The sequence below is a fragment of the Pseudonocardia sp. 73-21 genome (assembly GCF_001899645.1).
GTDB lineage: Bacteria > Actinomycetota > Actinomycetes > Mycobacteriales > Pseudonocardiaceae > Pseudonocardia.
Genome location: NZ_MKVV01000072.1, coordinates 24,866 through 43,693 on the forward strand (window position 1 = coordinate 24,866; position 18,828 = coordinate 43,693).

An 18,828-nucleotide genomic window follows, 5' to 3' on the forward strand; every position below is an offset into this window, starting at 1 on the left:
GTAGTCGGTCAATCGGGCCGGGAGGCTTCCGTGATCATCCGTACGGATGCCGGCGGGGAGAGCGCCAAAGCAGACAGTCTCTGCCAAGCCTGGTCGAAATGCCCAATCTCGCGAGGCTTCTCGAAGTTACGGAAGCCTGAGAGCCCCTCGACATGGACGAGCTCGGCCTTGTGCTCGTCGTTCGTGCTGAGCATGACAAACCTGCTGTCCAGTCCGGGGTGCGCCCCCGCCTCGAACGGGATCACCTGGATGGACGTCCGCGGTCGGCGGCTGGCGGACTCCAGGGCCTCCAGCTGATCCCGCATGATCGAGGCGTTCCCGACAGGCCGTCGGATGGCTGACTCATCGAGCACGACGCTCACCCACGGTGGATCTTCTCGGTCGAGGACCCGTTGGCGTTGGAGTCGCTGTGCCACTGCGGCCGTGTGTGCGGCACTGTCACTGTCGAAGGCCGTTGCCTCTGTGAGAGCTACAGCGTACGCCCGCGTCTGGAGGATGCCGGGCACGATGGAGCCGTAGATCGTGATCGCTGTAGCGACCTGCTCAACTCCGATGTATTCGCGGATCGGCCGTGGCAGGTCTGGGTCGTCCCACCATGACGGGGCGCGGCTGAGCGTGGCAAGTTGCCTCAAGCTGCGCCTCACTGAGCTAGGCGCCTGGTATAGCGCGCACAGCAGGTCGATGTTCTCGTCGCTCAGTCCTCTGATGCCACGCTCGACCCGCGAGAGGAAGCTCGGACTGATCCCGGTCTGATCGTGGACGTTGATCAGTGAGAGACCATGCTGGTTACGGAGTGCGCGAAGGGTGCGGGCCAGCTCGCGGCGGCTGGTGACCGGAGTGGGATCGCGGCTCATCGACTGGCTCCACCAACGATCATGTCCCGGCTCACGGGCGCGAACCGTACCAGCTAGCTCTTGCGCGAACGGGCATTTTGCCCGCACCATTGTGACGTGCCCTACCGAGTCGGCGGTTACGTGTCTCGCTAGCTACTCGCCGCACCTCGACCGGCGCACGGCCGCCTGTGGTCATGTCGGGAGGTGAGCGGGCTGGACAGCACTCCTCGTCGTGTTGCGTGACGTCCCGTAGCGCGGGCTCCACACAGAGAAAGGCGCCGCATCCGTGTTGACGGACTGCAGCGCCTTCTCCGCGGGCGACAGGGTGAGCGGCGAGCCAACCCTGATCGTCAACTGTGTGTCCACCGGTGCGCCAACACCGGCGGACGTGACGTTGTCCCAGGCTCGTCGTCCAGTTGAGCTGCACGTGACCGGGAAGGCAACGACAGTGGAAGAGAGTACTAGCCCACCCTGCAATTGCAAGGCTCACGTTCCGCATGAGTCCAATGTGGCCCGGAGCGACGCAACCAACGAGGTCCGACGGCTGTTTCCGCCGCCGTACCACCGGCCGAACCTGTTGGTGGTGGCTGGCCGATGGTGGTTCGAGATCCTGCTCGCAGAGGCACTCGTCGTCGTCGGGGCAACGGCAGTCCACAGTCTGGGTGCTGCAGGTGCTGCGGTCTCAGGAGTCGTCGTCAGCGGCGGCATCACTGCGGCCGCGACCCAGAGCGATCTGATCCGAACGATGGTGCGGTCTGTCTATCAACGGTGCATCGTGCCCCACCGGGTTCGGGCAGGTCTTCTGGAAGCGGGAGTGCGGAATCATCGTGGACGGTTGCCGACGATCGTTCGATCGCAATGTCGTCCTGATCAGGCCCGGCTCTGGCTGCACCTGCCAGCGGGGATTCTCGGCAGTGACGTGCATGCGGCAAATGACGTGATAGCGGCCAGTTGTGGCGCGGCCGGCGTAGCGGTCCTACCAGATGGCGTGCGCCGGGACCGGATTCTTCTGGTCGTGCTGAGACCACGCTGGGGCTGGCCCCCACGGCTGAAAGGGTAGTCCTGATTGGCGTCGAACCGAGTCAGGCGTTGCCGTAGACCTTCACCGGTTCCACCAGCACCGCGACGCGCCCCTCGTCCAGCATGGCCTTGTCGTAGGCGTCCCAGTCGTCGTGGGTGCCACCGGCGGCGGTGAACACCGCGCGCAGCAGCAGGCGCAGCGACTCGGGATCGGTGTCGCCCGGCCCGATCAGCTCGCTCGGGCCGTCGACGGCCGCCCAGCGCCAGCCCGCGCGCCACAGGATCGAGGTGGCGGGGCGGGCGCGGAGGTTGCGCAGCTTCACCGGCCCGTAGGTGACGTAGGCGACCACCGGCGTGCCGGACACCGGATGGTCCATCACCCCGGCGTTGACGAGTGACGTGTGCGGCGTGCCGTCGGCGCGGACCACGGACACGCCGGCCAGTCCGGAGTCCTGCGCGACGATGCGGCGGACGGGATCGAGGTCCATGCCACCACCGTAGGGGTCACGCCATCCGGCGCACGCCCGCGTCGCTGCTGAGGAACACCCCGCGCAGCCCGATCTCCGCTTCCCGGCACACCCGGACGAGGGCAGCCGACCACTCCCGGTCGCGGGGCGTCGACCGATCCGGGCCGCGGCGTTCGAGCGTGAGGATCACCGAGCCGGGCCCGAGGTCGGTGGCGAGATCACCGCGCAGGCCGCGCAGCACCTCGGTGAGGCCGCGCAGCAGGTGCGGCAGCGGGCGGTGCGGCACGTCCGACACCGGCATCACGACGGGCGTCTGCCGGCCGTCGCCGTCGACGAACATGAGCCAGAGCTGGCGGTCGACGCAGGCCACGCCGACCAGCGCGCTGACGCGGGCCAGCACGTCGGCGTCGGTGAGGAGGGTGGGGGCGTCGGTGGGGTTCGGAATCGTCATGCCGGCAGGGTCGCGCGCGCCGCGGTCCGCCCGTGGGCGTTTCGCGCAACCTGTGGACAACTACCGGACGGGCGCTCCCCAGTCGGTGCTCTCCCGCAGCGGACGCTTGAGGATCTTGCCACCGGGGTTGCGGGGCAGCGGCACGTCGCTGACGGCGAAGTACTGCGGCACCTTGAAGTCGGCCAGCCGCTCGCGCAGGTACTCCACCACCGGTTTCGCGTCGAACGTCGTGCCCGGCAGCGGCACGATCACCGCGCCCACCTTCTCGCCCATGACGTCGTCGGGCACCGCCACGACGGCGGCGTCGGCCACCCCCGGAGCACCGGCGAGCGCGTTCTCCACCTCGACGCAGTACACGTTCTCGCCGCCGCGGTTGATCATGTCCTTGGCGCGGTCGACGATGCGCACGATGCCGTCGTCGACGCGGGCGAGGTCACCGGTGTGCAGCCAGCCGTCGACGAACGCGGCTGCGGTGGCCTCGGGCTTGTTCCAGTAGCCGAGCACGACGTTCGGGGCGCGGACCAGCAGCTCGCCGACCCCGCTGACCGGGTCCACGGCGTCGAGGGCGAGGTCGACGACGGGCGCGGCGAACCCCACGGAGTCGGCGTCGGACGCGGCCCAGGCGTGCGGCAGGAACGTGGCGATCGAGCTGGTCTCGGTGAGGCCGAACCCGTTGCCGACGGTGGCGGCCGGGAAGGCCTCGGTGATCCGGGCGACGAGCGACGGCGCGATGGGGGCGCCGCCGTAGGTGATGCGGCGGACACGGCCCCGGTCGAGCATGGCGAGGTCGGGGTGGGCGAGGGCCAGGGCGTAGATCGCCGGGACGCTGACGAGGGTGTCGATCCGCTCCTCGGCGATGGTGCGCAGGAACGCCCGGACGTCGAACGCGGGCAGCACGACGGTGGTGCCGCCGAGCGCGAGCTGCACGAGCAGTTGGCTGTTGCACCCGGTGACGTGGAACAGCGGCACGGACACGAGGTTGCGCACGGACGGCCCGTCGGCGCGGTCGATCCCGATCACGCGGATGGCCGTCTCGACGTTGGACAGGAAGTTCTCGTGGCTGGTCATCGCCCCTTTCGGGAAGCCGGTGGTGCCGCTCGTGTAGAAGATCGCGGCGAGGTCGGCGGCCCGGGCGTCGTCACGGGCGACGGGGTCGCCGTCCGGCAGCGGCTCGCCGGGCCGGAGCACGGCGTCGGACCCGGAGTCGCTCAGCACGTACTCGATCTCCGGCTCGGCGAAGCGCGTGTTCACCGGCACCGCGACGGCGCCCGCCAGCTGGGTGCCGAGGAACCCCAGCACCCAGTCGACGCCGGCCGGGAGCAGGTTGGCCACCCGGTCGCCGCGCTCCACCCCGGCCGCGACGAGGCCGCCGGCGACCCGGGCCGACCGGTCCCACAGCTGCCGGTAGGTCAGCCGTTCCCCGCCGACCTCGACGAGCGCCTCGCCGTCGGGGTTCTCCTCGACGGAGCTGCGCAGCATCGTGACCAACGACGACGGGAGGCCGGTGTAGTGGGCCACCCCCCGGTCGTCGCGGACGATGCCGGAGGTGTCGAACGGATCGGCGCCACGGGGGAGCGGGGTGACGGGCACAGGAGCCTCCGGACGTCGTCGTCGGCCCTGCATCCTGCGGCGGGGCCGGACGGCCGGTCAAGGGCCCGGTGGGCCGTTCGGCTCAGCCCAACGTCACAGGTCGGCATCGGGGGCGGCGCGGACCGCCCGGACCCGACATCCTGCGCATTCCCCTTCCCCGACCCCAAGGACATCCCATGGTCGCCATCGTCGCCGCGGTCCTGTTCGGACTCGCGCTGATCTTCGAGCTCGCCGGCTACTCCCTCTCCGTCCTCACCCCGACGACGCTGTCCACCGCCGGGCTGCTCTGCATCGCGCTGCACCTGGCCGGGATCGGCACGAGCCGCCCGGCGCGGCGGTCGTCCCGCCGCTGATCAGCGCAGGTGCTCGAGGGCCTCGCCGATCCCGACGACGTCGGCGTACTTCGCGTCGAGGTCGGCGAGGTTGCTCTCGTGCAGCCCGGGCGTCCGGTCGGCGCAGGCGTCGCGGACGACCAGCGGGCGGAAGCCGTGGTTGAGGGCATCGGTGGCCGTCGCGCGCACGCAGCCCGACGTCGAGACGCCCGCGACCACCACCGTGTCGACGCCGGCGGCGCGCAGCGTGGCGGCGAGCGACGTGCCGAAGAACCCGCTCGCGTACTGCTTGGGCACCACCGGCTCGCCCGCGGCCGGTTTCAGGACGAGCTCCCCCCAGCCGCCCTCGGCGTCCTCGGCGAACGCGGCCAGCGCGGGCACCTTGCAGACGAACAGCCCGCCGTCGGCCATGCCGGAGGTGTAGCGCACGACGGTCCAGACGACCGGGGCCCCGGCCGCCCGCGCCGCGGCCACGAGGGACGCCGTCGCGGCGACGGCCGGGCCGGGGTCGGGCAGGGCGAACGGCCCGTCGGGCTCGGTGTAGGCGCGGACGAGGTCGACGACGACGACGGCCGGCCGCGCCCCCCACCCGACGCGCCCGGAGAACGCGCCCCCGTGCGGCCCGGTGGTCATGAGGTCGTGCGCGGCGGAGCCGCCCGTCACGTCCACACCGGGCGCTTCGGCGCCGGGAGGCCGGTCTCGGCCATGCAGTTGGCCAGGATCTCCTCCATCGGCGGGCCCATGTCGAAGACCGGCAGTTCCGCGGGACGGCTCTCCCGCATCTCCGTGCGCAGCGCCGTGGTGGCCGCCTGGTCGCCGACCACCACGCCGTAGCGTTTCGCACCCTCCTCCGTCACCAGCCCGCGCCGGACCTCCAGCTCCACCAGCGCCGGATCGCGTTCCAGCGGGTCGCCCCAGCCCCCGCCGCCCCACGTGACGAAGTGCAGGACGTCACCGGGGTGGACGGGCACGTCGTGGCACTTCGACGGGAGCACCTCGCGCGTCCCGTCGACCCGGTCGATCCACTTCGTGCCGCGCGCGCCGGGGGTGCCACCGTTGACGCCCCACGGGTAGGTGAGCCAGCGGTCGTCGTGGATCGCGATCTCGCCGGGCTCCTCGAACACGTACGCGACGTCGACGCCGTTGCCGCCGCGGTGCAGGCCCGCGCCGCCGGTGTCGGCGATGGTCTCCCACTTCTCGATGCGCAGCGGGTAGTAGGACTCCAGGTACTCGCACGGGATGTTGACGAAGCTGGGCCACAGCGAGTGGCCGTCGGGGCCGTCGCCCAGCGGGCGGCCGGGGATGCCGCCGAAGCCGATCGAGTAGAGCTGGAACCACTCGCCCTTGCGGTCGCCGGAGCTGTAGTTGCCCGAGTACATGAAGTGCGGCGACGACGAGAAGCCGGCCGCGTTGAGCAGCGCCGGGTTGGTCTGCCCGAGCAGGCCGCCGAACAGGTCGAACACGCGCCCGATGCCGTGGTTGCGGCCGTTGAGCGACGCCGGGTGCTTGGGCTTCCAGTACGAGCCGTCGGGGATCGTGACGTCGACGAGCGGGTAGAACCCGTCGTTCCAGAGGATCTGCGGGTCGGCCACGGTGATCATGTAGATCCCGAAGAACATCCGCGTCAGGTTCTCGTTGATGTAGTAGTTGATCGGCCCCGCCGCCTGCGGGGAGCTCCCGGTGAAGTCCAGGTGCACCTTCTCGCCGGTGCGCGTCAGCGAGAGCTTCAGCTCGTACGGGCCGTTGCCCAGGCCGTCGTCGCAGATGTAGTCGGTGAAGCTGAGCGTGCGGCCGTCGGCGAACACCATCGCGAGCAGCGCCTTCATGGCGTCGTAGTTGCGCTGCAGCAGGGCGTCCAGGGCGCTCAGGTAGGTGCCGGTGCCGAAGCGGTCGCACATCTCCAGCACCCGGCGGCTCGCCGTGCGGCACGCCGCGACGAGGCCGTTGAGGTCGGCGCGGTTCCAGTCCGGCATCCGCACCTGGTTGAGGATGATCTTCAGTGCGTCCTCGTTGAGCACGCCCTTCGAGTAGAGCTTGAAGGGCGGGATCACCACGCCCTCCTCGTAGATCGTGCGCGCGTCGGTGGGCATCGAGCACGGGGTCTTGCCGCCGACGTCGGACATGTGCCCGAACATCGACGCCCACCCGACCACGCGCCCGCCGGCGAAGATCGGGACGACGATGAGCCAGTCGTTGGCGTGGCTGATGGCCGCGCCGCAGGCGTACGGGTCGGAGGTGAGCAGGACGTCGCCCTCCTCGACGGTGTCGTCGAAGCCGTCGAGGAAGTCGGGGATCGAGAGCCCGAACTGGCCCACCACCATCTTCCCGGTGGGGTCCGCGATCAGCGGGAACTCGTCGTGCTGCTCGCGGATGCCGGGGGACAGGGCGGTGCGGAAGAGCACCTCGTCCATCTCGTAGCGGGCGTTGCGGAGGCCGTTCTCGATGAGGTCGAGGGTGACGGGGTCGACCTCGACCTTCGCGGTCGGCTCCGTGTCGGTCTCGATGATCCGGGCCATGTCACGCCTCCGAAACGGGGTTGATCAGCAGGGATCCCGACGCGTGCACCGTGGCCGCGTGGTCGGGGAGCACGAGGGTGGTGGAGTCCATCTCCACGACGATCGCCGGTCCGGTGATCACGTCGCCGGCGCGCAGCGTGGTGCGGTCGTAGACGTGTGCGTCGACGGTCGCGCCCGAGACGTGGATCGGGTGCGTGTCGATCGGGGTCGGCGGGCCCTCGCTCTCGGGCAGCGTCACCGCCGCCACCGACGGGCGCGGGCCGGACACCGTGGCGCGGGCGTTGACCAGCTCGTGGTCGGTGCCCAGCAGGAAGGAGAACAACCGCTCGTGCTCGGTGTCGAAGTCGGCCGCGAGGGCGGCGAGGGGGTCGCCGTCGAGGGTGGGGACGTCGATCGGGATCTCGAAGCCCTGCCCGTGGTAGCGGACGTCCACCTGGTAGGTGGTGGTCTGGTCGGCCTCGGCCACGCCCTGGTCGGCCAGGCGGGCACCGGCCTCCGCGGCGAGGTCGGTCAGTACGGTGACCAGCTCGCCGCCGGTGAGGTCGGCGAACCGCTGCAGCACCGTCCGCGCCGCCTCCGACCGCTTCGACGTTGTCGCGTCGCCGAGCGCGCACAGCACCCCGGGCGACGGCGGCACGATCACCGGCCAGGCGCCCGTCAGCTTGCCCAGCGCGTTGGCGTGCAACGGACCCGCGCCGCCGAACGCGACGAGCGCGAAGTCGCGGGGGTCGAAGCCCTGCTGGACCGACACCAGCCGCAGGCCGCCGAGCATGTTCTCGTTGACGATGTCGACGATGCCCGCCGCGGCCTGCTCGGGGGAGTCGAGCCCCATCGACTTCGCGACGAGGTCCACCGCGTCGCGCGAGGCGGCCACGTCGAGCGTGATCTCACCGCCCGCCAGCGACGCGGGCAGGTAGCCGAGCACGACGTTGGCGTCGGTGACGGTCGGTTCGGTGCCGCCCTTGCCGTACGCGGCGGGGCCGGGGTCGGCGCCCGCGGACTGCGGGCCCACTCGCAGCGCCCGGGTCAGCTCGGGCACGTGGGCGATGGAGCCGCCGCCCGCGCCGACCGTCCGGACGTCCACACTGGACGCGCGCACCGTGAGGTCGCCGACCTTGGTCTCGCGGCCGATGCGCGGGGTCAGCCCCTGCACCAGCGCGACGTCGGTGGACGTGCCGCCCATGTCGAACGTGATCAGGTCGGAGTAGCCGCACTGCTCGGCCACCCACACCGCTCCCGTGACACCGCCGGCCGGGCCGGACAGCAGCATCGTCACCGGGGAGGCGATCGCGGCGTCGGCGGAGGACAGGCCGCCGTCGCTGCGCAGAATGGCGAGCTCGCCCTGGACCCCGCCTTCGCGGAGCTGGCCGCGCAACGTCTCGACGTAGCGCTTGACCTGCGGCTGGACGTACCCGTTCGCCACGGTCGTGACGGTGCGCTCGTACTCGCGCAGCTCGGGCAGCACGTCGGAGGAGAGCGAGACGGGCACGCCGGGCAGCAGCTCCGCGGCGATCTCCGCGATGCGCTTCTCGTGGGCCGGGTCGGAGAAGGAGTTGATCAGGGAGACGGCCAGCGCGTCGACGCTTCCCAGCTTCGCGAGCTGCGCCCGCACGTCGTCCTCGTCGAGCTCGCGGATGACCGTGCCGTCGGAGGCGAGGCGCTCGTCGACCTCGACGGTGTTCTCCAGCGCCGCCAGCGGCTCGGGCTTGGGCCAGATGATCCAGCCCGCGAGCCCGCCGGGCACGTAGGAGCGCGCGATCTGCAGGACCTGCCGGAACCCCTTCGTCGTGACCAGCCCGACGGTGGCGCCCTTGCCCTCCAGGATCGCGTTGGTGGCCACGGTGGTGCCGTGCAGCACCTCGGCGATCTCCGACATCGCGATGCCCGCCTCGGCGCACACCTTCCCGATGCCGTTCAGCACGCCGACGGCCTGGTCGGAGGGGGTGGACGCGGTCTTGGCCCGCCAGGTGGCCCCGCTGGCCTCCTCGACGAGCAGGACGTCGGTGAAGGTGCCGCCGACGTCGACACCGAGTCTGTAGGTCATGGTCTACGTCTCCTGCTCCCGGGCGATCCGCACCATCACGGCACGGGCGTTGTGGATGTGGGCGGTCATGACGGCGTGGGCCCACGCGGCGTCTCCGGCGCGGACGGCGGCGACGATCTCCAGGTGGTGGCCCAGGCTGCGACGCAGCGACGCGTCGTCGTAGGCGTGGAAGTTGCGCAGCACGATCGGGGCGTGGATCGCCCCGGCCAGTGCGGTGGCCATCGCCGGGTGGTCGGCGAGCGCGGTGAGGCGGCCGTGGAACGCGCGGTTGAGCGGGACGATCGCGTCGAGGTCCTGGTCGGGGCCGGGTGCTCCGACGGTGAGCATCTCGGTGGCCAGGGCCTCCAGGTCGCCGACGTCGGTGTCGGTCGCCCGCGGAGTCGCGAGCGCGGTGAGCCGGGGCTCGAGCGCCGCGCGCAGCTCGAACACCGCCTCCAGCTCGGAGACGGACCAGCTGCTCACCCGCGCGCCGCGGTTGGGCACGATCTCGACGAGCCCCTCGGCGGCGAGCCGGTTGAGCGCCTCCCGGACGGGCGTGCGGCTCACGCCCAGCCGCTCGGCCAGCTCCGCCTCGCCGAGGCGTCCACCTGCGGCGACGTCGCCGCGCAGGATGAGCTCCCGCACCGCGTCGACCGCCCGCTCCGAAGCCCGCGTCACGTGCCCTCCCGCCGAGATTGTGTGCAATCTAGGGATGCGAGCTACCGCTGTCCAGGGTTCGACCGCTACTTTGCATACATGGGAGACCTTGTGTCCGCGCCGACCGCTCCTCGTGCCCGGCTGCGCGAGCTGCTCGCGGCCGACGGCCCGCTCGTCGCGCCCGGCGCCTACGACGCGCTCTCGGCGCGCCTCGTCGAGCAGGCGGGGTTCGACGCCGTCTACATGACGGGGTTCGGCACCACCGCGTCGCTGATCGGGCGGCCCGACGTCGGCCTGCTCAGCAGCACCGAGATGATCGACAACGCCCGGCGCATCGCCGCCGCCGTCGACGTGCCGGTGATCGCCGACGCCGACACCGGCTACGGCAACGCGATCACCGTGGTGCGCACGGTGCAGGGCTACGAGCAGGCCGGGATCGCGGGCATCCACCTCGAGGACCAGGTGATGCCCAAGAAGTGCGGGCACATGAGCGGCAAGGCCGTGATCGGCGTCGACGAGATGGTGGGCAAGATCCGCGCCGCCGCCGCCGCGCGCCGCGACCCCGACTTCGTGATCATCGCGCGCACGGACGCGGCCGCCGTCGAGGGTCTGGCGGCGGCGATCGCCCGGGCCCGCGCCTACGCCGAGGCCGGTGCCGACGTGCTGTTCGTCGAGGCTCCCACCAGTGAGGACGACATCGCGCGGGTGGCTGCGGAGCTGAAGGGCCTCGCGCCGCTGGTGTTCAACTGGGCCGAGGGCGGACGCACCCCGCCGATCTCGCTGGAGCGCATCACCGAATTGGGCTTCTCGCTCGTGCTCTACCCGATCGGCACCCTGCTGGCGGCCACGGCGGGCATCCGGGCGCTGCTCGAGACGCTCCGCAAGGACGGCACCCCGGCCGCGGCCATGCCCGGCCTGCCCACGTTCGACGGCTTCACCGACCTGATCGGCCTGCCCGAGATCCACGAGCTGGAGCAGCGTTTCGGCCCGTGATCAGCGGTCGTCCGCACGCCCCACCCGGTCTCCGACGCGCGCGGCCCCCTACCCTCGCCCCCATGACCAGGACGAGGGTGGCTGTGGTGTTCGGCGGGCGCAGCAGCGAGCACGCCATCTCCTGCGTCTCGGCCGGGAGCGTGCTGGCCCACCTCGACCCCGAGCGGTTCGAGATCGTCCCCGTCGGCATCACCACCACCGGCGCGTGGGTCCTGGGTTCCGACGACCCCCGTGAGCTGGCCATCTCCGACCGGGCGCTGCCGTCCGTCGACGGGTCCCGCACGGCGCTGGCCCTGCCCGGCGACCCGACGCGCGGTGGTCTCGTCGTCCTCGACCCCGAGCGTGCCGGCGAGGTGTTCTCGGGGGTCGACGTCGTGTTCCCCGTGCTGCACGGCCCCTACGGCGAGGACGGCACGATCCAGGGACTGCTGGAGATGGCGGGCGTGCCCTACGTCGGAGCGGGGGTGCTGGCCAGCGCGGCGGCGATGGACAAGGAGTTCACGAAGAAGCTGCTCGCGGCCGAGGGCCTGCCCAGCGGCGACTTCGTGACCCTGCGCCCCGGCACCGCCACCCTCACGTCCGAGCAGCGCGACCGCCTCGGGCTGCCGGTGTTCGTCAAGCCGGCGCGCGCGGGGTCGTCCATGGGCATCACGCGCGTCACGGCGTGGGCCGCGCTCGACGCCGCGATCGCCACCGCCCGCGAGCACGACCCGAAGGTGCTGGTGGAGGCCGCGCTCGTCGGGCGCGAGGTGGAGTGCGGCGTGCTGGAGCTGCCCGACGGCACACTGCGCGCGAGCCTGCCGGCGGAGGTCCGGGTGACCGGCGACGCGGAGTTCTACGACTTCGAGTCCAAGTACCTCGACGACGTCTGCGAGTTCGACATCCCCGCCAAGCTCGACGACGAGGCCACGGTGGCGTTGCAGGAGATGGCGATCGCCGCGTTCCGGGCCCTCGACGGCCAGGGGTTGGCCCGCGTCGACTTCTTCGTCGGGCCGGACGGCGCGCTCACCGTCAACGAGGTGAACACGATGCCGGGCTTCACGTCGACCTCGATGTACCCGCGGATGTGGGGGGTCACCGGCGTCGACTACCCGACACTGCTCTCCACGCTGGTGGAGACGGCGCTCGCCCGCGGCACCGGCCTGCGTTAGGGCCGCCGCGCCGCCACGACGAGCGCGGCGAGGTCGCCCTCGACCGGACCCTCGCCCAGCCGGGCCGTCATCTCGGCCGCGATCGCCGCGGTCAGCTCGTCGAGGTCGCCGCGCTCCTGCAACGCGAAGCGCAGCGGCGTGCCCCGGCAGAAGCCGTCGGCGAGGGTGGCGGCCGACGGCGACGTGCCCTGCAGCACGACCCGCTCGACCGACACCGGCTCCAGCCCGCCGGCCCGCAGGTCGGCCTCGATCTGCTCCGGATCGGGGTAGCCGTGCGGGACGCGGGCCACGAAGGTCGGCGGGTCCACGGGCCGGGCCGCCGCGATCCCGGCCATCAGCGCGGCCGGGAACGGCGAAGCCTCCACGACGTCCCAGACGGCGACGAGCAGCCTCCCGCCGGGTCGCAGCACCCGCGCGGCCTCGGCGAACGCGGCGGGCTTGTCGGGGAAGAACATCACGCCGAACTGGCAGACGACCAGGTCGTACGAGCCGGCGGGCTCGTCGAGGTGCAGTGCGTCGGCGACGCGCCAGGTGGCGCCCGGAACCTTCGCCGCTCCGAAGGCCACCATGGCCGGGTTGAGATCGGTGGCGACGACCTCGGTGCCCGGCAGTGCCGCGACCAGCTCCCCGGTGGCGACGCCCGTGCCGGCGGCGAGCTCCAGCACCCGGCGCGGCGTCAGCCCGACCACCGCCTCGGCGAGGTACGCGGCGAAGGGGGCGAACAGGGCCGGGCCGAGGGCCCGGTCGTAGACCGCGGGCATGCTGTCGACCCAGCTGGTGTCGGACGTCACCCGCGCAGGGTCCTCCCGCGTCAGGCTCCTGTCACGGTCTGCACGATGAGGAAGACGTTGAGACCGATGATCAGCGCCGCGGCGACGGACGCGACGATCGTCGTGAGCCTGCGGTTCACCAGCTCGGCCATGATGTCCCCACGCCGGGTGAGCAGCACCAGCGGCACCAGCGCGAACGGGATGCCGAACGACAGCACCACCTGCGAGAGCACCAGCGCCCGCGTGGGGTCGAAGCCGATGCCCAGCACCACCAGCGCGGGGGCGAGGGTGAGCAGGCGGCGCACCAGCAGCGGGATGCTGCGGCGGACGAAGCCCTGCATCACCACCTGTCCGGCGTAGGTGCCCACTCCCGACGAGGCGAACCCGGACGCGAGCAGGGCCAGCGCGAAGGTCAGCGCCGCCGGCTGGTCCAGGGCCCGGGCGAGCCCGGCGTGCACGCCCTCGAGGGTGTCGGTGTCGGGGATGCCGGTGCCGAAGAACAGGGATGCCGCGATCACGAGCATCGCCGCGTTGACGAGACCGGCGAGGCCCATGCCCACCAGTACGTCGGTCTGCTGGCGGCGCAGCAGGAACTTCCGCTCCGCCGGCCCGACCGCCGGGATGCGCCCCTGGGTCAGGGCCGAGTGCAGGTAGATGACGTGGGGCATGACGGTGGCCCCGAGGATGCCGGTGGCCAGCAGCAGGCTGTCGGTGCCGTCGAAGCGCGGGATCAGCCCGGACGCCAGCTCGGCGCCGGGGATGTCGATGCGGAACGCGGTGACGAGGAAGCCGAGCAGGATCACGCCGAACAGCCCGGCGATGGCCAGCTCGAAGGGGCGGTAGCCCCGGTTCTGCAGGGCCAGCAGCAGGAACGCGACGACCCCGGTGATCACGCCACCGGTGAACAGCGGGATGCCGAACAGCAGGTTCAGGGCGATGGCGCCGCCGATCACCTCGGCCAGGTCGGTGGCGATGGCCACGAGCTCGGCCTGCACCCACATCAGCCGCGTGACCGGCTTCGGGAACTGCTCGCGACACAGCTCCGGCAGGTTGCGGCCGGTGGCCATGCCGAGCTTGGCCGAGAGCGTCTGGATCAGCATCGCGAGCAGGTTGGCGCCGACGATCACCCACAGCAGCAGGTAGCCGAACCGGGCGCCGGCCGAGAAGTTGGTGGCGAAGTTGCCGGGGTCCACGTAGGCGATCGCGGCCACGAAGGCGGGGCCGAAGAAGATCAGGCGGCTGCGGATCCCGCCCCGCTCGCGGATCTCGGTGATCGTCTCTTGGCGGTCGCCGGTGGCGGTCACGACTGCTCCTCGGTCCGGCCGTGCACGAGACGGGTCAGGGGGATGCCGAGCGCGTGCCGTGCACCGTCGATGCGGACCCAGTACGGCCCGCCGAACGGTTCCTGCTCCTCGACGTCGAGCAGCGCTCCCGGGACGACGCCGAGCTGCCCGAGGTGGCGCAGCGCGGCGCTGTCACGGTCCGACACCCGCTCCACCCGGAACCGCGACCCCGGCGCCACGCTCTCCAGCGACACCCCCCAGCTCTCGCTGTGCGGGCCCTCCCGCGGCGGGATCGGGTCGCCGTGCGGGTCGTGCGTGGGGTGGCCGAGCGCGGCGTCGATGCGTTCCTCGAGCCGTGCCGACAGCGCGTGCTCCAGCAGCTCGGCCTCCGCGTGCACCTCGTCCCACGGCACGTCCAGGGCCTGGGCGAGGAACGTCTCCAGGAGGCGGTGGCGACGGATCACCCGCAGTGCCTCGCGCTCCCCGGCGCCGGTGAGGCGGATGGAGCGGCCGTCGGCGCGGTCGAGCAGGGCGCCGTCCTCCAGGCGCTTGACCATCGAGGAGACCGACGGCGACGACACGCCGAGCTCCTGGGCCAGCAGCCCGGTGGTGACGGGGTCGCCGTGGGTGCCGAGGTGGTAGACGGCCTTGAGGTAGTCCTCGGACGCGCGCGACATAGCCGACATGATCGACGAATGTAGGTGCGTCTACCGATTCGCGGAAGACGTGTCTCAGAGTGAGACCTAACGCACGGCCACCGGGGTGGCCGGCAACGTCGTGCGGATGACGTCGGAGACCTGCTGCAACGGGCCGCTGCCCGCCGTGGTGGGCGTCGTCAGCACCACGTACACCGGCCGGTCGACGGCCACGTAGGTGACGACGACCGGATCGGGCACGCCGTCGTCGAGCTTGAGCCAGTTGACGCCGTTGATCACCAGGAGCGACGAGGTGGGCGTCAGCTCCTCGGGCCGGGGCAGGCCGCAGCGCAGCACCACCGGCCGCGGCGACGCCGCCCACGCACGCACGCCCGGCTGCACCGGGTCGGCCTGCGCGCGCTGGGGGAGCGTGCCGCCGTCGGCGGGGAGGTCGCCGTTCAGGCCGGCCAGTAGCCCGGCGCACAGCGGGCCCGAGGCCTGCGGGGCGTCGACGGGGGCCACGGCGAGCGGGGTGGTGTCCGGCGGCGGGGGGGCGCTGCCGTCGAGCCCGCGGGCCCGCACCGTGATCGCGATGCCCGCCACCACGAGTGCGAGCAGCAGGGGCAGGGCGATCGCGATCGCGACGGGGGCCGGCGGGCGGTTCATCGGGCGGCTCAGCCGAGGTGGACCACGGGGCAGGTCAGCGTGCGGGTGATCCCGCCGACGCCCTGGATGCGGGCGACGACCAGCTGGCCGAGCTCGTCGACGGTGTCGGCCTGGGCGCGGACGATCACGTCGTAGGGTCCGGTGACGTCCTCGGCGGAGATCACGCCGGTGATGGCGGAGATCTCGCCGGCCACGGCGGCGGCCTTTCCGACCTCGGTCTGGACAAGGATGTAGGCCTGCACCACGGTGTGCCCCTTTCAGGCAGAGTGAGTGCCGAACGTACCCGAGGAGCTCTCGTTGCCCACACTTCCACGGTCCTCGGACGAGCGATCCGAGACCGACGGCACACTGGCGGGCGTCGGCGAGTTCGGACTGATCGCCCGCGTCACGCGCGACCGGGTGCAACCGGTGACCACGCTGCTCGGTCCCGGTGACGACGCGGCGGTGGTGACCGCGCCCGACGGGCGGGTCGTGGCGTGCACCGACGTGCTGGTCGACACCGTGCACTTCCGGCTCGACTGGTCCACCCCCGAGCAGGTCGGACGCAAGGCCGCCGCGGCCAACCTGGCCGACGTCGCCGCGATGGGCGCGGTGCCCACGGCGCTTCTGGTGGGCCTGGCCTGCCCCGCCGACACCCCGGTCGCGACGCTGGAGGCGCTCGCCGACGGGCTGTGGGCGGAGGCGGGTGTCGCCGGGGTCGGGGTGGTGGGCGGCGACGTCGCGTCGTCGGGCACGCTCGTGGTCTCGGTGACCGCGCTGGGTTCGCTGGAGGGTCGCGAGCCGGTGACGCGCGGCGGCGCCCGCCCCGGCGACGTGCTGGCCCTGGCCGGGCGGATCGGCTGGTCGGCGGCCGGGCTGGCCGTCCTCTCCCGGGGCTTCCGGTCGCCGGTGGCGGTGGTGGGCGCGCACCGGGTGCCCGAGCCGCCCTATGCCGCGGGTCCCGAGGCGGCCCGGGCCGGCGCCACGGCGATGATCGACGTCTCGGACGGGCTGCTGGCGGATCTGGCCCACGTCGCCCGGGCGTCCGGGGTGACGATCGACGTGACGCCTCCGGACGTGCCGCAGCGGCTGGCGGAGGTGGGCTCGGCGCTGGGGGTCGACCCCGTGCAGTGGCTGCTCACCGGCGGCGAGGACCACGCCCTGGTGGCGACGTTCCCCACGGGGGTGGAGCTGCCGGCCGGCTGGACGGCGATCGGCAGCGTGCGGGCGGGGGAGCCGGAGGTGCTGGTGCAGGGGCGGCCGTACACCGGCGGCCCGGCGGGCTGGGACCACTTCACGCGCTGATCATGGCGTCGGCTTGGCCGGAACGGCCTCGGGAATCATGCGTGTCGGTCATGCTCGGCCGATGTCCTTCGAGGCGCTGGTGGCGCGGCAGGCCGGGGTGATCACGCTGGCGCAGGCCGTGAGCTGCGGGATGTCCGCCGCCACTGTCCACCGGCGGGCGCGTGATCGAGTGTGGTCGCGCCTGCATCCCGGGGCCTATCTGGTGGGTGGGCATCGGCTCGGGGACGAGGCGCGGGTGCGTGCGGCGGCGTTGGGGGCAGGTGACGGTTCCACGGTCACGGGGCCGGCGGCGGCCCACTGGCACCGGATGCGCGACCGGGCGCCTGACGTCATCGACATCACCGTGCCCCTGTCGGCCAAGCCGCGACCACAGCCCGGGATCGGCCTGCGCCGTCGTGAGCCGGCGTGGCAGGACGTGCTGGACATCCGCGGGGTCCACCTCACGCAGAAGCCGCTCACGGCGTCGGAGACCGCGCTCACCCTGCCCGACGGCTCGATGTTTCTCGATCGAGCGACTCGATGGCCGGCCGGCAGAGACGGTGACCGAGATCGGCGAGACCCTGGCCCTCGCTCCTGTGATCGCCAGAACCGGGACATGAGCTGCACACACGCAGCTCGTGTCCCGATTCCGGTGATCTTCAGCGCGCCGGTCGAGGTCCCGCAGCAGGGAGACCCCCGCGTCGTGGTGGATGGCCTCGCGGTGGATGTGCAGCACCAGGGGTCGGCCTGGCGCCGGACCCGCCCGACCGCGGGCTGCGGCGCACGACGGCGCCGACCCCCGGGCCGACCGGGGACTTCCCCGGTCCCCAGCCGTGCGCTCAGGTCCGGGGGACCGCGACACCCCTGATGCTCGCGTCCAGCAGCTGCACGGGATGCAGCAGCGGGATGTCGGCACCGAGGTGCTTGCCGATCTGCAGCAGGCATCCCGGGTTGGCCGTGACGATCACGTCCGGGTTGACGGAGCGGACGTTCGCCGCCTTGCGGGCCCCCAGCTCGCCCGCGGCCTCCGGCGCGATCATGTTGTAGATGCCCGCGGAGCCGCAGCACAGCTCGGTCTCCGGCAGGTCCACGAGCTCCAGGTCGGGGATCGAGCGGAGCACCGCGCGCGGCTGCGCCCGGACCTTCTGCGCGTGCCCCAGGTGGCAGGCGTCGTGGTAGGCGACGCGGCCGCGCACCGGGTGGCGTTCGGCGCGGGGCTCGCCATCGGCCAGTACCTCGTGCACGTCACGGACGCGGGCGCTGAACGCCGCGGCGCGGTCGGCCCACGCGGGGTCGTCGGCGAACAGGTGGCCGTACTCCTTCATCGACGAGCCGCAGCCCGCGACGTTGGTGACTATCGAGTCGACGTCGAGGGTCTCGAACACGCCGATCTCGCGCTTCGCCCGCTCCAGGGCCGGTGCCTCGCGGCCGGCGTGCAGCTCCAGCGCGCCGCAGCACTGCTGGTCGCGGGGCACGAGCACGTCGTAGCCCTCGGCGGCGAGCACCCGCACCGTGGCCTCGTTGACACGGTGGAAGAACACGTCCTGCACGCAGCCACTCAGCAGCGCGACGCGGCCGCGCCGGGAGCCGACGGCCGGGGTGAACACGGGCAGCCTCGCGAAGGCCTCGCGCACCGACACCGGCGGGAGCAGCGACTCCATGGCGGCCAGCCGCCCGGGCAGCTTCTCGGCCAGCTTCCGGATCGCGGGCACGGTGCGGAGCTTCTGGTAGAGCGCCCCGGGCAGGGCCGCCGCACGAAGCCGCCGCTTGTAGGGGAACAGCGCGAAGATGGCGTCGCGGAACAGCTGGTCGGAGCGGTCGCGCTCCACGTTGCGCTCGATCTGCGGGCGCACCGACTCCAGGAGCTTGTCGTACTGCACGCCCGACGGGCACGCCGTCACGCACGCCATGCAGCCCAGGCACGCGTCCATGTGCTCCTGGAACGACCCCTCCAGGGTGATCTCGCCCTTGCTCGCGAGGTCCATGAGGTAGATGCGGCCGCGCGGGGAGTCCATCTCCTCGCCCCACAGCTGGTAGGTGGGGCAGGTCGGCAGGCAGAACCCGCAGTGCACGCAGTCGTCGAGCAGCTCGCGCTCAGGCGGATGGTGGTCGTCGAAGCTGCTGGGCGCGGTCTGGGGGAGCTTGCTCTCGGCGGAGCCTGCGGGGGTGGTCATCGAT

Annotated in this window: 19 protein-coding genes; 5 read left to right on the forward strand and 14 right to left on the reverse strand. The window is 72.3% G+C overall.

What is annotated here, in order from left to right; genetic code table 11:
• Window positions 1-8 precede the first annotated feature (8 nt).
• The 4 genes from BGP03_RS23075 to BGP03_RS23090 all read right to left on the reverse strand — a co-directional run bounded on the left by BGP03_RS23075 (window position 9) and on the right by BGP03_RS23090 (window position 4,361).
• A complete protein-coding gene (locus BGP03_RS23075; RefSeq protein ID WP_298799571.1) occupies window positions 9-854 on the reverse strand; it encodes a helix-turn-helix transcriptional regulator in 846 nt (281 codons plus the stop codon).
• 1,061 nt (window positions 855-1,915) lie between these two features.
• The gene (locus tag BGP03_RS23080; RefSeq protein WP_296374925.1) at window positions 1,916-2,341 is read right to left on the reverse strand and encodes a pyridoxamine 5'-phosphate oxidase family protein; all 426 of its coding nucleotides are present in this window, start codon (window positions 2,339-2,341) and stop codon (window positions 1,916-1,918) included.
• Window positions 2,342-2,357: 16 nt separating this feature from the next.
• Entirely contained in the window at window positions 2,358-2,771 is a 414-nt protein-coding gene (locus tag BGP03_RS23085) for a hypothetical protein (protein WP_298799572.1), read from the reverse strand.
• 60 nt (window positions 2,772-2,831) lie between these two features.
• A complete protein-coding gene (locus BGP03_RS23090) occupies window positions 2,832-4,361 on the reverse strand; it encodes an AMP-binding protein (RefSeq protein ID WP_298799573.1) in 1,530 nt (509 codons plus the stop codon).
• A 176-nt stretch (window positions 4,362-4,537) separates the two neighbouring features.
• On the opposite strand from BGP03_RS23090, the gene BGP03_RS23095 reads away from it, so the two are divergent.
• Window positions 4,538-4,714, forward strand: a complete 177-nt coding sequence (locus BGP03_RS23095) for a hypothetical protein (protein WP_296374931.1) — start codon at window positions 4,538-4,540, stop codon at window positions 4,712-4,714.
• Here BGP03_RS23095 and BGP03_RS23100 read toward each other — a convergent pair whose 3' ends face one another.
• From BGP03_RS23100 to BGP03_RS23115, 4 genes are read right to left on the reverse strand one after another with little or no spacing between them, the layout of a single operon-like run.
• Window positions 4,715-5,356: an isochorismatase family protein gene (locus BGP03_RS23100; protein ID WP_298799574.1), complete on the reverse strand. Its 642-nt coding sequence runs from the start codon at window positions 5,354-5,356 to the stop codon at window positions 4,715-4,717.
• Window positions 5,353-7,209, reverse strand: a complete 1,857-nt coding sequence (locus BGP03_RS23105) for a hydantoinase B/oxoprolinase family protein (protein WP_298799575.1) — start codon at window positions 7,207-7,209, stop codon at window positions 5,353-5,355. The genes BGP03_RS23100 and BGP03_RS23105 overlap by 4 nt, the downstream gene beginning before the upstream one ends.
• A gap of 1 nt (window position 7,210) precedes the next feature.
• Window positions 7,211-9,253 carry a hydantoinase/oxoprolinase family protein gene (locus BGP03_RS23110; protein ID WP_296374937.1) on the reverse strand — a complete coding sequence of 681 codons (2,043 nt, stop codon included), beginning with the start codon at window positions 9,251-9,253 and terminating at the stop codon, window positions 7,211-7,213.
• Between the two features lie 3 nt (window positions 9,254-9,256).
• A complete protein-coding gene (locus BGP03_RS23115) occupies window positions 9,257-9,910 on the reverse strand; it encodes a GntR family transcriptional regulator (protein ID WP_296374939.1) in 654 nt (217 codons plus the stop codon).
• 78 nt (window positions 9,911-9,988) lie between these two features.
• Between BGP03_RS23115 and BGP03_RS23120 the strand changes: the two genes are divergently transcribed.
• Together BGP03_RS23120 and BGP03_RS23125 are read left to right on the forward strand one after the other, a co-directional pair.
• A complete protein-coding gene (locus BGP03_RS23120) occupies window positions 9,989-10,882 on the forward strand; it encodes an oxaloacetate decarboxylase (protein ID WP_296374941.1) in 894 nt (297 codons plus the stop codon).
• Window positions 10,883-10,944: 62 nt separating this feature from the next.
• Window positions 10,945-12,033 (forward strand): D-alanine--D-alanine ligase family protein, encoded by a 1,089-nt coding sequence (locus BGP03_RS23125; protein WP_296374942.1) that lies wholly within the window; start codon window positions 10,945-10,947, stop codon window positions 12,031-12,033.
• On the opposite strand, the gene BGP03_RS23130 is transcribed toward BGP03_RS23125, so the two are convergent.
• The 5 genes from BGP03_RS23130 to BGP03_RS23150 form a co-directional block, all read right to left on the reverse strand.
• Window positions 12,030-12,824: a class I SAM-dependent methyltransferase gene (locus BGP03_RS23130; RefSeq protein WP_298799577.1), complete on the reverse strand. Its 795-nt coding sequence runs from the start codon at window positions 12,822-12,824 to the stop codon at window positions 12,030-12,032. The two genes, BGP03_RS23125 and BGP03_RS23130, sit on opposite strands and share 4 nt — an antisense overlap.
• A 20-nt stretch (window positions 12,825-12,844) precedes the next feature.
• Entirely contained in the window at window positions 12,845-14,107 is a 1,263-nt protein-coding gene (locus BGP03_RS23135) for an Nramp family divalent metal transporter (protein WP_296374947.1), read from the reverse strand.
• A complete protein-coding gene (locus BGP03_RS23140; RefSeq protein WP_296374949.1) occupies window positions 14,104-14,763 on the reverse strand; it encodes a metal-dependent transcriptional regulator in 660 nt (219 codons plus the stop codon). Before BGP03_RS23140 ends, BGP03_RS23135 begins: the two co-directional genes overlap by 4 nt.
• A 66-nt stretch (window positions 14,764-14,829) precedes the next feature.
• Window positions 14,830-15,387 (reverse strand): DUF3515 domain-containing protein, encoded by a 558-nt coding sequence (locus tag BGP03_RS23145; protein ID WP_298799578.1) that lies wholly within the window; start codon window positions 15,385-15,387, stop codon window positions 14,830-14,832.
• Between the two features lie 8 nt (window positions 15,388-15,395).
• A complete protein-coding gene (locus tag BGP03_RS23150; RefSeq protein WP_296374952.1) occupies window positions 15,396-15,632 on the reverse strand; it encodes an Lrp/AsnC ligand binding domain-containing protein in 237 nt (78 codons plus the stop codon).
• A gap of 52 nt (window positions 15,633-15,684) precedes the next feature.
• On the opposite strand from BGP03_RS23150, the gene BGP03_RS23155 reads away from it, so the two are divergent.
• Together BGP03_RS23155 and BGP03_RS36035 are read left to right on the forward strand one after the other, a co-directional pair.
• The gene (locus BGP03_RS23155; protein ID WP_298799579.1) at window positions 15,685-16,671 is read left to right on the forward strand and encodes a thiamine-phosphate kinase; all 987 of its coding nucleotides are present in this window, start codon (window positions 15,685-15,687) and stop codon (window positions 16,669-16,671) included.
• A gap of 61 nt (window positions 16,672-16,732) precedes the next feature.
• Window positions 16,733-17,518: a type IV toxin-antitoxin system AbiEi family antitoxin domain-containing protein gene (locus BGP03_RS36035; RefSeq protein ID WP_363094312.1), complete on the forward strand. Its 786-nt coding sequence runs from the start codon at window positions 16,733-16,735 to the stop codon at window positions 17,516-17,518.
• Here the strand turns inward: BGP03_RS36035 and BGP03_RS23160 are convergent.
• On the reverse strand, window positions 17,490-18,824 hold the full coding sequence (locus tag BGP03_RS23160; protein WP_298799580.1) for a heterodisulfide reductase-related iron-sulfur binding cluster: 1,335 nt from the start codon (window positions 18,822-18,824) through the stop codon (window positions 17,490-17,492). The two genes, BGP03_RS36035 and BGP03_RS23160, sit on opposite strands and share 29 nt — an antisense overlap.
• Window positions 18,825-18,828 lie beyond the last annotated feature (4 nt).